13 protein-coding genes are annotated in these 12,282 nt (G+C 66.1%); 2 read left to right on the forward strand and 11 right to left on the reverse strand.

Features of this window, described 5'->3' with window-relative positions:
• Positions 1-24: 24 nt before the first annotated feature.
• The 5 genes from SP6_RS21535 to SP6_RS13280 all read right to left on the reverse strand — a co-directional run bounded on the left by SP6_RS21535 (position 25) and on the right by SP6_RS13280 (position 3,786).
• On the reverse strand, positions 25-213 hold the full coding sequence (locus SP6_RS21535; RefSeq protein ID WP_232252441.1) for a hypothetical protein: 189 nt from the start codon (positions 211-213) through the stop codon (positions 25-27).
• A gap of 85 nt (positions 214-298) precedes the next feature.
• Positions 299-889, reverse strand: coding sequence for a cupin domain-containing protein (locus SP6_RS13265; protein WP_233419827.1), 591 nt, complete (start codon positions 887-889; stop codon positions 299-301).
• Positions 886-1,701, reverse strand: coding sequence for an exodeoxyribonuclease III (xth, locus tag SP6_RS13270; RefSeq protein ID WP_042469237.1), 816 nt, complete (start codon positions 1,699-1,701; stop codon positions 886-888). Before xth ends, SP6_RS13265 begins: the two co-directional genes overlap by 4 nt.
• Positions 1,698-3,599, reverse strand: a complete 1,902-nt coding sequence (gene ligD / locus SP6_RS13275) for a DNA ligase D (protein ID WP_082052517.1) — start codon at positions 3,597-3,599, stop codon at positions 1,698-1,700. Before ligD ends, xth begins: the two co-directional genes overlap by 4 nt.
• Before the next feature lie 7 nt (positions 3,600-3,606).
• The gene (locus SP6_RS13280) at positions 3,607-3,786 is read right to left on the reverse strand and encodes a hypothetical protein (protein WP_042469238.1); all 180 of its coding nucleotides are present in this window, start codon (positions 3,784-3,786) and stop codon (positions 3,607-3,609) included.
• A 448-nt stretch (positions 3,787-4,234) separates the two neighbouring features.
• Between SP6_RS13280 and SP6_RS20490 the strand changes: the two genes are divergently transcribed.
• Positions 4,235-4,468, forward strand: coding sequence for a hypothetical protein (locus tag SP6_RS20490; RefSeq protein WP_066518880.1), 234 nt, complete (start codon positions 4,235-4,237; stop codon positions 4,466-4,468).
• 74 nt (positions 4,469-4,542) lie between these two features.
• Positions 4,543-4,836, forward strand: coding sequence for a hypothetical protein (locus SP6_RS13285; protein ID WP_232252440.1), 294 nt, complete (start codon positions 4,543-4,545; stop codon positions 4,834-4,836).
• A 19-nt stretch (positions 4,837-4,855) separates the two neighbouring features.
• Here the strand turns inward: SP6_RS13285 and SP6_RS13290 are convergent, their stop codons facing one another.
• The 6 genes from SP6_RS13290 to SP6_RS13315 all read right to left on the reverse strand — a co-directional run bounded on the left by SP6_RS13290 (position 4,856) and on the right by SP6_RS13315 (position 12,281).
• Positions 4,856-5,503, reverse strand: a complete 648-nt coding sequence (locus SP6_RS13290; protein ID WP_042469241.1) for a hypothetical protein — start codon at positions 5,501-5,503, stop codon at positions 4,856-4,858.
• A 275-nt stretch (positions 5,504-5,778) separates the two neighbouring features.
• A complete protein-coding gene (locus SP6_RS13295; RefSeq protein WP_042469242.1) occupies positions 5,779-6,342 on the reverse strand; it encodes a DUF2726 domain-containing protein in 564 nt (187 codons plus the stop codon).
• 57 nt (positions 6,343-6,399) lie between these two features.
• Complete coding sequence (locus SP6_RS13300; RefSeq protein WP_226998467.1) at positions 6,400-6,615, reverse strand: hypothetical protein; 216 nt, start codon at positions 6,613-6,615, stop codon at positions 6,400-6,402.
• Between the two features lie 31 nt (positions 6,616-6,646).
• Positions 6,647-9,694: a MobF family relaxase gene (gene mobF, locus SP6_RS13305; RefSeq protein ID WP_042469244.1), complete on the reverse strand. Its 3,048-nt coding sequence runs from the start codon at positions 9,692-9,694 to the stop codon at positions 6,647-6,649.
• Between the two features lie 3 nt (positions 9,695-9,697).
• On the reverse strand, positions 9,698-12,004 hold the full coding sequence (locus SP6_RS13310) for a type IV secretion system DNA-binding domain-containing protein (protein WP_042469245.1): 2,307 nt from the start codon (positions 12,002-12,004) through the stop codon (positions 9,698-9,700).
• A complete protein-coding gene (locus SP6_RS13315) occupies positions 11,994-12,281 on the reverse strand; it encodes a hypothetical protein (RefSeq protein ID WP_030541282.1) in 288 nt (95 codons plus the stop codon). Before SP6_RS13315 ends, SP6_RS13310 begins: the two co-directional genes overlap by 11 nt.
• Position 12,282: the final 1 nt, after the last annotated feature.

Genomic DNA, 12,282 nt, shown 5'->3' on the forward strand with positions numbered 1-12,282 from the left:
ATCCCGAGAGGAACCCTGCCATGATCAGCTCTTCCAGCGCACCGGGGTGAGGCGGATCGGCAGGGCGGGATCGATGGCGCGCCAGCCGCGCTGGCCGATCACATCATTGCTCTCCTTCGCGGCCCGGCCCGGCGCGAGCGACCAGGTAATATGGAAATGGCTGCCGTCGCCGCGCGCGGTAGTTCCGCCAATCTCGACCACAAGCGCCTGCACGCCCACTTCATCGTCCGCCTCGCCGCTACCTCGCCCGCGGTCGCGGTGGGCAGTGGTGTCGCCTCGTCGGTGGAGAACCGCAGCGTCACATGATCGGCGACTGTCTCGGCATAGCGGGGCGGGAAGCGCGCGAGCAGCGCCGGCGGTCATCGGGATCGAGCTTCCAGCCGACCGTCATGCTTTCCAGCTTTGGCGAAGCGGGCCGTCCTTCCCGAGGATCGGGTCTTCCGCCGGGACGGGGAGCGCGCGCATCCGCTGTCGCGCTTCGTCGGACGGCGCCTCGCGGCAGATGTCCCAGTCCTGCCCCTGCGGGTAGGCGCCGACGACCATGAAGTCGTCGCTTACCTCGAGCCGGCGATGGCCAGTGGCTACCGGCAGAACCACCGCATCGCCGGCGCACTTCGATCTCGCGCCCGCCCGGACCACCGAGCAGCAGCGTCCCGAACCCTGTCGCCACGCCGAGCGCTTCGTGCGCGGTCGAGTGATAATGGTGATAGCCATAGACCGTATCGCGCCATTGCGGCGGCCAGCCGTGATCGGTGAAGAGACGCTCGAATTGCTCGGCGGCCTCCTTGCCTTCGGCTTTGACGGCACCGCGATAGACGATAACCGGGAGCCGCTCGTTATTCGGCACCCAATCCTTCTGGTGCAGAATGAACTGTTCGGTCTCTATCATGCCGTCTGCCGCGCTGTCGCCTTGCGGCGACGTTTCGGCTTGTCCGCAAGTTCGATCCACACCGGGGCATGGTCGCTGGTCTTCTCCCACCCGCGCACATGCGCGTCGACCTGCGCATCGACGAGCCGGTCGGCGAGCGCGGGGCTGAGCAGCAGATGGTCGATGCGCAAACCAGCGTTACGGGCATAAGCGTTCCGGAAATAGTCCCAGAAGGTATAGATGACCTCGCCGGGATGGATCGTCCGCAGCGCATCGGTCCAGCCCTGGTCCAGCAGGCGGAAATAGGCGGCCCTGACCTCGGGCGCGAACAGCGCGTCGTCGAGCCAGCGCTCGGGTTTATAGACGTCGAGATCGGTCGGCATGACGTTGAAGTCGCCGGCGAGCATAACCGGCAGGCCGCTGTCGAGCAGTCCCTTCGCGTGCTCGATCAGCCGATCGAACCATTTGAGCTTGTAGTCGAACTTGGGACCGGGCCTGGGATTGCCGTTGGGCAGATAGAGCCCACCGATGAGGATGCCGTTGACGGCGGCCTCGATATAACGGCTGTGGCTGTCGTCGGGATCGCCGGGGAGGCCGCGGCGCGTTTCGTGGATTTCGCCGACGCGGCTCAGGATCGCGACGCCGTTCCAGCTTTTCTGGCCGTGCCAGATCGCGTCATAGCCAAGATCACGGATCGATTGTTCCGGGAATCTCTCCTGCGGCGCCTTCAACTCCTGCAGGCAAACGATGTCGGGCTGCGCCTCTTCAAGCCAGCGTAGCAATACGGGGAGTCGGCCATTGACGCCGTTCACATTGTAGGTGGCGATCTTCACAGGTCGGGGAGGGTCTGATCGGCGCGGCCCCAGCCGGCGAGCGCCTTCGACGCGGCGCGCTTCACCAGTTCCTTGGCATCACCGACACGCCAGTGCGCGGGCGTGTCGATCGTCTCCATCTCCTTCCATGAGATCGGCGCTGCGACCGGCGCGCCCGATCGTGCCCGCACGCTATAGGGCATGATGGCAGTCGCGCCGTGCTGGTTGCGCAGATAATCGACGAAGATGCGGCCCTTGCGCTGCGCCTTGGGCAAGGCGGCGGTGAAGTTGTCGGGGTCGCTCTGCGCGACCGCCTGGGCCAGGCGGTGCGCGAAGCTCTTCACCTCGGGCCACTCGGCGCGCGGTACCAGCGGCGCGATAACGTGGATGCCCTTGCCGCCGGTGACCATCGGGAAAGTTTTGAGCCCGATCGACTGGAGGATCTCGCGAAAGTGGAAGGCGGCCTTGCGCACGGCCTCGAAGTCGAGCCCTTCGTCAGGGTCGAGATCGAACACCAGCCGGTCGGCTTTCTCGACATCCTCGATGCGCGCTCCCCAGCCGTGGAACTCGATCGTGCCCATCTGGACGCAAGTCAGCAGGCCGTCCGGGGTGTCGATGTAGAGATAGGGTTCTTCGTGTCCGTCCTTCTCCATGATGCCGACATGCTTGACGGCATCGCCGAAGCTGCCGGCGTCGTGCTTCTGGAAGAAGCACTTCTTGGCGCGGCCCTGCGGACAACGCACCAGGCTGATCGGCCGCGATCCGACCCATGGCAGCATGATCGCGGCGACGGCGGCATAGTGGTCGGCGAGCGCGCCCTTGGTGATACCGCTGTCCGGATCGATGATCCGCTCCGGGTTGCTGATCTTTACCGACGATGGCGCCGTCACGGTCTGGACTGGCGCCGCGGTCTCCAGCACCACCGCCTCGGGCTTCTTGTCCTCGCGCAGGCCGAGATAGCTCGGATGGCGAAGCGTGCCTTCATTGGTCATCTCGGTATAGGCGATCTCGGCGACCAGCTTGGGCTTGAGCCAATGCGCGCCGCGAACTTCGGCACGGGGCGCTTTCACGGTGGGCGCCGACTGCTCGATCGGCTTCATGATCTCCATGAGCCGGATCAGCTCGGCGGTGTCGAAGCCAGTGCCGACCTTGCCGGCGTAACGCAGCTCGCCTTTCTCGTGGATGGCGAGGATCAGCGAGCGGAACAGCCGCGACTTGTCCGACGGTGTCCAGCCGACGACGACGAACTCCTGCCGCTTGATGCACTTGGTCTTGACCCATGCACCCGACCGCGAGCCGACATATTTGCCGGTCGCGAGCTTCGAGATCACGCCTTCGAGCCCGGCGGCGCAGAACTGGTTGAGGAGCTTTTCGCCGCTGCCCACGATATGATCGGAGTAGCGCAACCGGCTCTTGCCCTTGGGCAGGATCTTCTGGAGCTTCGCCTTGCGCTCGACGAGCGGCAGGCCGGTCAAATCCTCGCCGTCGAGCTCCAGCAGGTCGAACGCGAAATAGTCGATCGTGGCTGGCGCGCCCTTGAGCGCACCTTGCAGCGCCTGAAAGCTCGATCGCCCGTCGGCATCGAGCACCACCGCTTCCCCGTCGATCAGCGCCGACCCGACCTTGAGCTTGAGGGCGTCCGTAACGATGCCGGCGAAGCGATCCGACCAGTCGAGACCGGAGCGGGTGTAGGCGCGGCCCTCATCGCTGCCGACCGAGATCAGCGTCCGGTAGCCGTCATACTTCATCTCGTGGAGCCAACGGTCGCCGCTCGGCACGGTATCGACGAGCTGCGCGAGCTGGACAGCCCGAAAGGGCGGTGGCGCTGTTGCCCCGGCGCGCCGGCGCGACGCGCCTTGCTCGCTGTGGGCGCGGGCAGCGTCCCGGGCCATCAGGTTTTCGGCGGGAATCGCGATCATCGCGACATCACTTCTTCTTCTGATCGCCGCGATCGCCCTGGCCGGGCTTGACCGTCGTCTTTGCCTTGGTGCGCCGATCAGCGGCCAAGGATTTGCCGACGTCATCTGATTCCTTGAACTGGCCTTTCTCGTCACGCCGAACGTAGCGTTTGTCTGTACCCGTATCGATCAGTTCGCGCTTGCTCATGGACGCTCTCCTTCTTGGTGGAGAACGCGCGAGGAGTCGAGCGGTGCCCGGCCAGGCTTCGCCTTCGGCCGCAATGATTGCGGCGCTACTGCCCGGTCTCATCGAGCGTTGTCCGGTGAAGCAGTTCTCGACCATGCCGTGCCAGCAATCCAAGCGGCTCGGGAAGCGCGGCGGTAGGTTCGTTCCTCTTCGATGGAATCAGAGCCAATCTGTTCAGAACTCGCTCGCACGGTGGTAATCCGCTGGGCGGGTAGTGAACGAGGCGGATAAGACCCGCTTGTCCAGCGCAGTGAGGATCAGGATCCGACAGCAGCGAGTTCACGGAGGCCAACAAGCGCTTCTTGACTGCGCGCCAGGCCTTGATCTTGTTCAAATCATTTCCAAATCTTTCGAGCGGTTCAGCCGGACCGAAGCATAGCCGCGACCTGAAACGAAAGGAGGCAGAGTCATGTCGCAGCCTGTTTCCCGATACCTTCATCCCTTCGATGTCGCCGAGCATCCGACACTCGAACCCGAGGTGAAGCGCGCCATCCTCGCTTCCTGGGCATCCGACCGCGTCGCGGTCGAGGGTCAGCCGGCGCTCCGCCGGCCGCCAGGCGCCCGACATCCCGTCTCAGTCGACGAGATATTGGCTGCTCTACGATCGCTGGACGGCGAAGACGCTGGGCCAACCCTGCAGTGAAAGGCGGACCGCTTCGGCGCTGGCGCGAGCGCGGCGGACGGGTTGTACGCGTCCTGCTGCCCTTTGAAGACATCATGGATGTCGCGCTCGCGCTGCTTGCCCTCTCGCCGGGTGAGCTTGCCGCGCTGGGCTGGAGCTTTGCCGCTCGCAAGCGTCTGCTCGAGCACTTTCTCATAGCCGGGAAAGAAGCGGATGCGATCGATCCGACGGCGCTTGACCGAACGATCCTGACGTTACGTCTGCCAGCGCGGGACGTGCGGCGGCTCCAGGATTTCGCTCGCCGGGAGCTCCCCAAGATGGCGAGCCGCGCGGCCGTGATCGATCGACTTGAAGCGGCGCTAGACACTGCCATCGGTGGGGAGCGCTGAACCCCGCCCGCGCGGCGGGTCACCTCCCCGTCCCCTCGACGGCGAGCAAAGGCGGCGGGTCGCCGATCTTGACCCGCGTCTTCAACGTTCCATCCGGGCGTCGATGCAGGTCGATCCCTCCGAAATGCCGTCGCGTGAATGTCATGAGCTTCACGATGCTTTCGTAAGTCGTCGATGGTCCGAAGAACTTCACGGGCCCATGCCATTTGTCGCCCTCGATGACACGCATCCGATAGGTGCCAGGCGAAACCGGGACAGTGACGTCATCGTCGCCATGGACATAGACCGAGATGACGTGGTGGTCGGATCCGGGGTCGAACAGTTGGACGACAGCATTGGCCGATGCCGTCACCACCCGCATGCGCGATGTGGCATCGTGCGGGTCTATGGCCGCGTTCACCGTGACGCTTCCCGAGGGCGGAAAAGGCAAGGCTGCTTCCCGATCGGGGAGCCAGCCACTGCGCCTCGCTTCCCGGTACATCGGATAAAGGAAGGAGGCGGCGGACAGCAGAATGATCCACTTTTGCATGGGGTGGGGACCGAACCGCACCTTGCGGCCCTTCTGATAGTCGAAGCCCCGGTTGGTACCATCGAACCACGGGGCGCCTCCGAAACGTCCCACCCTGCGCCGCCGTTCGCGCATATAGTCCCTGTCATCGAGGCCCACGGCAACCCTCTGGTGGCGAGGTTCGGGGGACACAGCCGGAGCCGGCGCGCTTCGCGATCGGCAGGGGCGCGAGGCGCATGCAAAAGGCTGCCGTCCGGCTCCAGTGGATGCCAGGGTGCCGAAGCAACAGGATCGCGGGGCCGGGCCCACCCATCGCCTTCAAGTGTCGCTCCGATGGCATAGCGCGTGGCCGTGGGCGCGGAAGCTCAGTGGTCGCGGTAGGCTCGCGAAAGCTAGTGCGCCGAGCGGGGAGCTTCGCCGGCGCCGGCCGCTGATCAAGCATCGCCCGCCTGCCGGTCTTCAGCCGCCGAGATGCTCGTTCTCGACTGGAGGAGGGGCGCGAGCGCGAGCCGGACATCTGGAAGGGCCGGCTTGGCCCGGGCGGGAATGCGGATCGTCGTGTAGCCCGCGCGCTGCGTCATCGCATCGCGGTCCTGGTCGCGACGCGCGACGTGAGAGGAATCGTCGACCTCGATCAGGGCGACGACGGATCCGCTCGAGCGATCCTGCACGACGAAGTCGACAATTTTTTGCGAGAAGCTGTTGCGATCCGCCGCGCTGGCCTTGCGTCCATCGCGGCGGGGTGCCCGCAGGAGCGCTCCCATGGATACTTGGGCGTGGATGCGATGGCCGGGGAGGATCTGCTCGATCGCGGCCAGCATGGCCTCCTCCCTTTCGGTTAGGAACTGCCGCGCGACCGGTTCCGCTTGCGCTTGCGCTGGGACCGGCTCGGGCGGACCGCCGGGACGGGACGAGCTGTTGTTGAGCAATATCAGCAGCGCGAACGCGCAGCCGAGGAATATGATCATCGCAAGGGACGATCCGATGAGGCTGGGCATATGTCAGGCTTCCTCATTGTGGGCGATGTCCCGGCGCAGCCGCGCCGGCTTTGAAAGTCAGCTCCAGCCGTCGCGGCGGCCCTCACCGCTGTCCTTGAGCCCGCGCCGGTCGAGGCTTGAGCGCCGGATCTCCAGTTCGACACCGTCCCGGGTGTCGCGCGTCCGGATGTCCCGCGGATCGACATCGTTTCGCTTGGCAAAATCCTCGGCCGCCTTGGCGCTGCCGAACTTGCCCACCTCGTCGAAATCCCATCCACTCATCGTCGTCTCCATCATCAAGCTCCGGCGTCCGGCCGGCCGGTCTTCACAGGTCGAGCCCCAGGCTACGTTCCGGCAGCGGCGGCAGGGCGTCGCCAAGGTCCGGCTTGAGGTCGGGCGGTGACTTGGAATGGCCGGCAGCGGCGGCGGCGCCTTGCGTGTCGGCTGCGGACGGCAGCTCACCCGGCAACGGCGGCAGGTCGGCCAGGTCGACCGGGCCGACATGAAGCTTCTCGCGGGGACCGCTGCTCTTGCCGCGTGTGCGTCCCTGATCGACGTCGAGCCGACCGAGGGTTTCGAGTGCCGACGTCTTGTTGCCAGGATTGTTGTCGAGCTGGCGCTCGAGCTTCTCCTTGTCGTCGACCACCATCGTGAGCTCATCCCGCACGCGCGTGACCCCGACATTGAACAGACGCTGGTTGGAGAGATTGCGCTCCTGGCTCGACATGACGGTGATCGCCTTGTCGGTCGTGATGCCCTGCGCCATGTGCATGTTAAGTGAGTAGGCAAGGTCGAGCCGCGACAGCATCGGGTCGCCGAGATCGAGCGTCAGCCGCTCTTTGCCGGTGGTCTCGACGGTCACGCCGCCGGCGTCGACCGCGAGCACCCGCGCCAACGCCGAGTTGTGGAGCCCGCGTTCCTTGTCGTTGGCGGTCCAGCGAATGCGGTCGCCCTCACGCAGGTGGAGATCCTTTTTCTCGCTGAGCTGCAGCCGGTCGCGCTTTTCGGTCGGCGACAGCTTCTGCGGATCAAAGCGTATGGACCGGTTGCCGAGCTTCAGGTCGACCTTGCCGTTCGGATGGACCTTGGCGACGTCATAGCGGCCAGCGGCCAGGCCGACGTCCTGGCCGCCGCCGCGGCCGACCTCGAGTGTCTGCCCGGCCTGATAGGTGGCCGCATAGCGCAGCTCCTCGCGCGTGGTGTTGACGCGCTCGTACACCGTGAGGTGGATGCCCTCCCCTCGCACGCTGCCTTCGGTGGCGAGGCCGTCCTGGATGCGCTGGTTGATGACTGCTCGCGCCGCGCGCCCCGACGCGAACACGGCCGTCGCGTCGCGATCGGCGGCGGAAAGGCCGAGCCACATCTCGGCCGCATGGAGCGCCGGACTCTGATGCTCGACGACGCTTTCGCCCAGCACCTTCATCGCTTTGGACGCTTCGCCGAGGTTCGCGAGCGCCGCGACGGTGCGGAGCTGATCCGTGCGCTGCCGGATATTCTCGTCCATTCGCGCCATCGTGCCTCCACCCGCCTGGATGAGCGCGAACGACTTTCCGGCGTCGATTGAAGAGAGCTGCTGGCGGTCGCCCACGAGGACGAGCTTGTCGACGCCGAGCGCGGCGGCGATCTGGTGGAGCTTCAGCATGTCGTCGGACGAGACCATCGAGGTTTCGTCGACGATGAGCATCGAGCCGGCGAGCGCGGCGCGGGCTTCGTCGTATGCGGGTCCCCCGGCCTGAACGTGGCGCTCGTTGGCGAGGATGAACGAGGCGATCGTCTGGGATCTGATCCCTGCCCCTTCCGCGAGATCGGCGACCATCTTGTTCTGGAAGGCCAGGCCCACGACGGCGCGGCCCTCGGCTTCCGCGACACGCGCGACCGCCTGCAGCATGGTCGACTTGCCGGCGCCGGCGATGCCCTGGATCGCGACGGTCCTGTCCTCAGAGGAAAGGATCAGCGCGGCCGCGCCGAGCTGGCCGGCGTTGAGCTCCCTGTCTGCGACCGCCTGGAGCCGCCCTGGAGCGTCGTGCGCGGCGAGGATGGCCGAGGCGAGCCCCCTGCCCTCCTCGACTGCCCCGAGGATCCGTTCCTCGGTCAGGAGGGCTTCCCGGGTCGTGACCATCCGCGGGCGCGTGTCGCCGATCCGCGTCTCGCCCGCGATGAGCTGGCCACGCCCGACAAGCTGCTCGATCCGCCGCTCGACATGGTCGACCGTCACTCCCTTCAGCCCGAGGTCGAGCGCGGTCTTGCCAAGCTGGTGGACGCTGAAGGCGGCTTCGCGTTCGGACAGCATCCGGACGGCGGAGGCGACCGCCAGTTGCGCGCGTGCTTCGGCCGGCGAGGTGGTCACTCGCGCAAGGCCGCGATCGACGAAAGGATCGTGCGCGCGCAGGGCCGACCCGAGCTTGTCCCATGCCGTCGACACCGCTTCCGATACGGCACGGTAGCCGCGTTCGAGCGCGCTGCCGGGATCGCGTTGCGCCGCCCGGGCGAGGGCTGCGTCGAGGAGCGACTTGCCGTCGAAACCGAGCGCTGCCGCCTTGTCGATCCATGCCTGCCGCAGCGCCTCGCGATCCTCGACGTTGAGCTTGGAATCGCGCGTGTTGGTGGTGACGCCGTCCCGCCCCTTTGGCGAGGAGATGCCGAGCTCGGCCGCCTTTTCGAGGATCGCCTCGCGGCGCTGGCTGAACGCGTCCAGCACCGGCTTGGGCACGCCGGCGATCTCGAACGTGCCGTGCTTGCCCTTGAGCTCCACCTGGTAGCCGAGCTTCTCGAGCTCCTCGCGCAGGAAGGCATGGTAGATTGAGCCGATCACGGAGTTGTTCGACCAGATCTTGTCTGCGTGGAGCGCCTGCCACTTGCCGTCGGGCATTTTGGTCAGGTTGGCGATGACGGCGTGGACATGGGCCTGCGGGTCGAGGGCGCGGCTCGTGTCGTGTTGGAAGAGCGCGTAGACGAGGTTCCCGCTCCGCATCGGAACCTTGCGGCCTTCGATGTCCTTGCGCCCCTCGGCGAGGTTGCTCTCGACCCAGGCCATTGCGCGGGTCACGGCTTTCATGTTGGCGCCGTCGGGACCGAGGATGCGCTTGTCGCCGGCGACATAGGCGAGCACCGAAACGGATTTCGGGGCCGAAAAGGTGAGATCGACTCCGGCCCGCCGGTTCTCGACCTGGGCGACGGCCTCGCCGCCCGGCAAGATGCCGTTGAGAACGCGTTCGAATGCCTCCTTCGACACCTCGCCCGAAAGGCCGAGCGCGGCGGAACCTTCCCCGCCCCAGGCGCTGATCTCCGACGAGCCTTCGACCGTGTAATAGTCGTCCTTCGCGAAGTAGCCCGCGGCGCCGGACGCGGATCGGACCGATGCGACCGAGAGCATGGGTCAGATCCCCATGTCTGCGCCGTCATGATCCCGGCTCGCGGAGAAGTCCTGCCGCAATTCGGCGAGCGTCTGATCCTCGGGCATGGGGGCTGTTCGGGCCGCGCGACTCTCGCGGCGATCGTCACGGGCCTCCGTTGGCGCCTGCGCCTGATCGGGCGAGTTGCGGACCGCCTGTGCCCGATCGACGGCGTGCGCGCGCGGAGCTTGCTCCTCGCCGCGATTCTCGGTGCGCTCGGCTGGCGGGCGGCTTGCTTGGTTGTGCTCCTCCGTGGCCTCCGCGGAAAGGATCCGCGCGGCCAAATCCTTGGCGATGTTGACCGGCTCGACGGCCTCTTCCACGACCTGGCCGGCGCCATCCCGCCCGCCCGCGTCGCCCTCCCCGCCATCGTCGAACACCTCCTCTCCGCGCCTTGACCGGACCGGCTGAAGGTCGGGTCGCGGCAGGAAGCCCTCGGCGACCTGGGGATAGTCCTTCCAGAGGAGTTGGGTGCGCGCGGCGGGGAAGCCGTCGGGGAACTTCACGAAGCCGTGCATCGACGGCAGGTTCGTGATGTCATCCGCAATCACGAGCGGCTCGACCTGCTTCCTGGGAGTCAGTGTCGAGGCGTCGCGGGTGTTGTTGTAGCCATAGCTATAGGCTTCATCCATCTGCCGCACCTCGCGATTGCCGATGTAGCGCGCGCACTGCTCGGCGGTGTCGAGATCGGCCGTCGCAAGGATCAGCTTGGAACGTGCAAGCGAGGCGAGGTTGCGGGCGCCTTGCTCGCCATAAACCTCGATCAGTTTCTCGAAGCTGTGGATGCCGAGGATCATGGCGCCGCCGAACGCGCGCGCGGTCTGGAGGCCGTTCTCGATTGCCGGCAGCTTGTGCAGTGCGCCGAGCTCGTCGAACATGAACCAGGTCCGCAACTCGCGCGTGCGCGGCATTGTCATGAGGCGGTTGATGGCGAGGTCCATCCAGAGCGTCAGCAGCGCCCGGTTCATCGGGAGATCGACGTAGTTGGAGGTGATGAAGAGGATCGACCCGGGCTGCTTCTCGCCGGTGATCCAGTCCCGGATCGAGAAGGGCTCGCCAGTGTCGGGAAGGAAGCGCAGGACCTGCGCATTCGTGTTGAAGACGGCGCGGATCGACTCCGCCATGCGCGCCGCTTCGGGCGCGGTCAGCGGGTCGGCGATCGTGTTCTGGAGGAAGCGATGGACCCGCTTCAGATCCGCGGTCATCAGGTTCTCGGAAAGCGCCAGGTTGGTCGTCTGGCCCCGCTCGACCAGGCGGATGCACATCTCGATGAACAGGGTCCGCGCTGCGAGCGCCCAGAACGGCTCGGACGAGCCGCCATCGGCGGGGATGAGGGCGGCGGCGGCGGCGGTGAACTCGCTGTGCGTGCGGCAGTCCGAAAAGATCGACCATGCAGGGCAGCGGCGGTCCATCGGATTGAGGATCGTGTCGCGCGCCGGGTCGTAGAAGGCCTCCACATAGGCACCGGTCAGGTCGAAGATCACGGCGCTGTCCTGACGCTCGCGCATCTGCCGGACGAGGCTCCGGAGCTCGGTGGTCTTGCCCGAGCCGGTCGTACCGATCAGCATGGTGTGCGACTGCTCCATCCGGTGCGGAAAGGGGATGCCGGCGAGCGTGTAGGGATGGTGGATTCCGGCGCGCTTGCGCGCCGTGAAGGGAAGCGCGAGCACCTGCTTGGGCGACAGGCCCGGGAAGCATTTGCGCACGTCCGTCTCGAAGGCGGCCGCGTTATGCTGCGAGACCTCGGCAACGAGGACCTCGCGATCGACAAGCATAGCGCCGCGCTCGTGCCGCTCCTGAAGGATCGTCTTGCCACGGCGACGCGAGAGATCGACGAACCAGATCGACAGGGGAATGGTGAGGAACACCGAGAAAAGCAGCGCGCCGAGAAGGCCGCGCACGGCGATGCTCCAGGCCCGCTGGACCTCGGGCATCAACGGCACCACGGCCATGATCGTGCGGTGGAGTTCCCCGCTCGGAAGCCTGACGTTGACGCGCTTCGTCGGGTCGAACCCGACCCAGTCCCAGAGCATGGCGTAGAGCTTCATGCAGACGAGTTGGAAGCCGTGCTCGTCCAGTTTGAGCGACATGATCACGAACCAGGCCGCGAGAAACACGAAGAACCAGACGACGAAGGGGAGTTTTGCGCCGGCGAACCACATCAACAGCTCGTGGGTCAGGAGCTGGCTGCCGCGCGTGAAATTTCCAGAATTGCGTTGGACTTTTCCGCGTGCGGAATGGTGGGTCAGCGGGATCGGCCGGCCGTCGGTGCGGATGTCGTTACGCGCCATGGTATTGCTCCAGGCGCTTGTCGGCGTTGGCGATGATCCGGTCGCGGAACTCGGGATATTGCTCGCTGATGATGACGTCGAGCGCGAGCTGCATGAACTCGCTGATTCGCGCGAGCCGACGATGGCTTGACGTGAGGAGCGTGGCGGTGCCGAGATAGGCATCCACGGCCGCCCGGATCACCTCCGACGGATTGCAATTCTGCTCGGTAGCGAGCGCGAGGATGCGATCGTGCTGCTGGCGGTTCAGCCGAACCGTGCAGTGCCTGGTAGTGGACAAA

It is taken from the genome of Sphingomonas paucimobilis NBRC 13935 (assembly GCF_000739895.2).
Taxonomy (GTDB): domain Bacteria; phylum Pseudomonadota; class Alphaproteobacteria; order Sphingomonadales; family Sphingomonadaceae; genus Sphingomonas; species Sphingomonas paucimobilis.

Coding starts and splice junctions, on each gene's coding strand:
- SP6_RS13265 (WP_233419827.1), bottom strand. CDS start 889: ATGATAGAGACCGAACAGTTCATTCTGCACCAGAAGGATTGGGTGCCG.
- ligD (WP_082052517.1), bottom strand. CDS start 3,599: ATGATCGCGATTCCCGCCGAAAACCTGATGGCCCGGGACGCTGCCCGC.
- SP6_RS13280 (WP_042469238.1), bottom strand. CDS start 3,786: ATGAGCAAGCGCGAACTGATCGATACGGGTACAGACAAACGCTACGTT.
- SP6_RS20490 (WP_066518880.1), top strand. CDS start 4,235: ATGTCGCAGCCTGTTTCCCGATACCTTCATCCCTTCGATGTCGCCGAG.
- SP6_RS13285 (WP_232252440.1), top strand. CDS start 4,543: ATGGATGTCGCGCTCGCGCTGCTTGCCCTCTCGCCGGGTGAGCTTGCC.
- SP6_RS13295 (WP_042469242.1), bottom strand. CDS start 6,342: ATGCCCAGCCTCATCGGATCGTCCCTTGCGATGATCATATTCCTCGGC.
- SP6_RS13300 (WP_226998467.1), bottom strand. CDS start 6,615: ATGGAGACGACGATGAGTGGATGGGATTTCGACGAGGTGGGCAAGTTC.
- mobF (WP_042469244.1), bottom strand. CDS start 9,694: ATGCTCTCGGTCGCATCGGTCCGATCCGCGTCCGGCGCCGCGGGCTAC.
- SP6_RS13310 (WP_042469245.1), bottom strand. CDS start 12,004: ATGGCGCGTAACGACATCCGCACCGACGGCCGGCCGATCCCGCTGACC.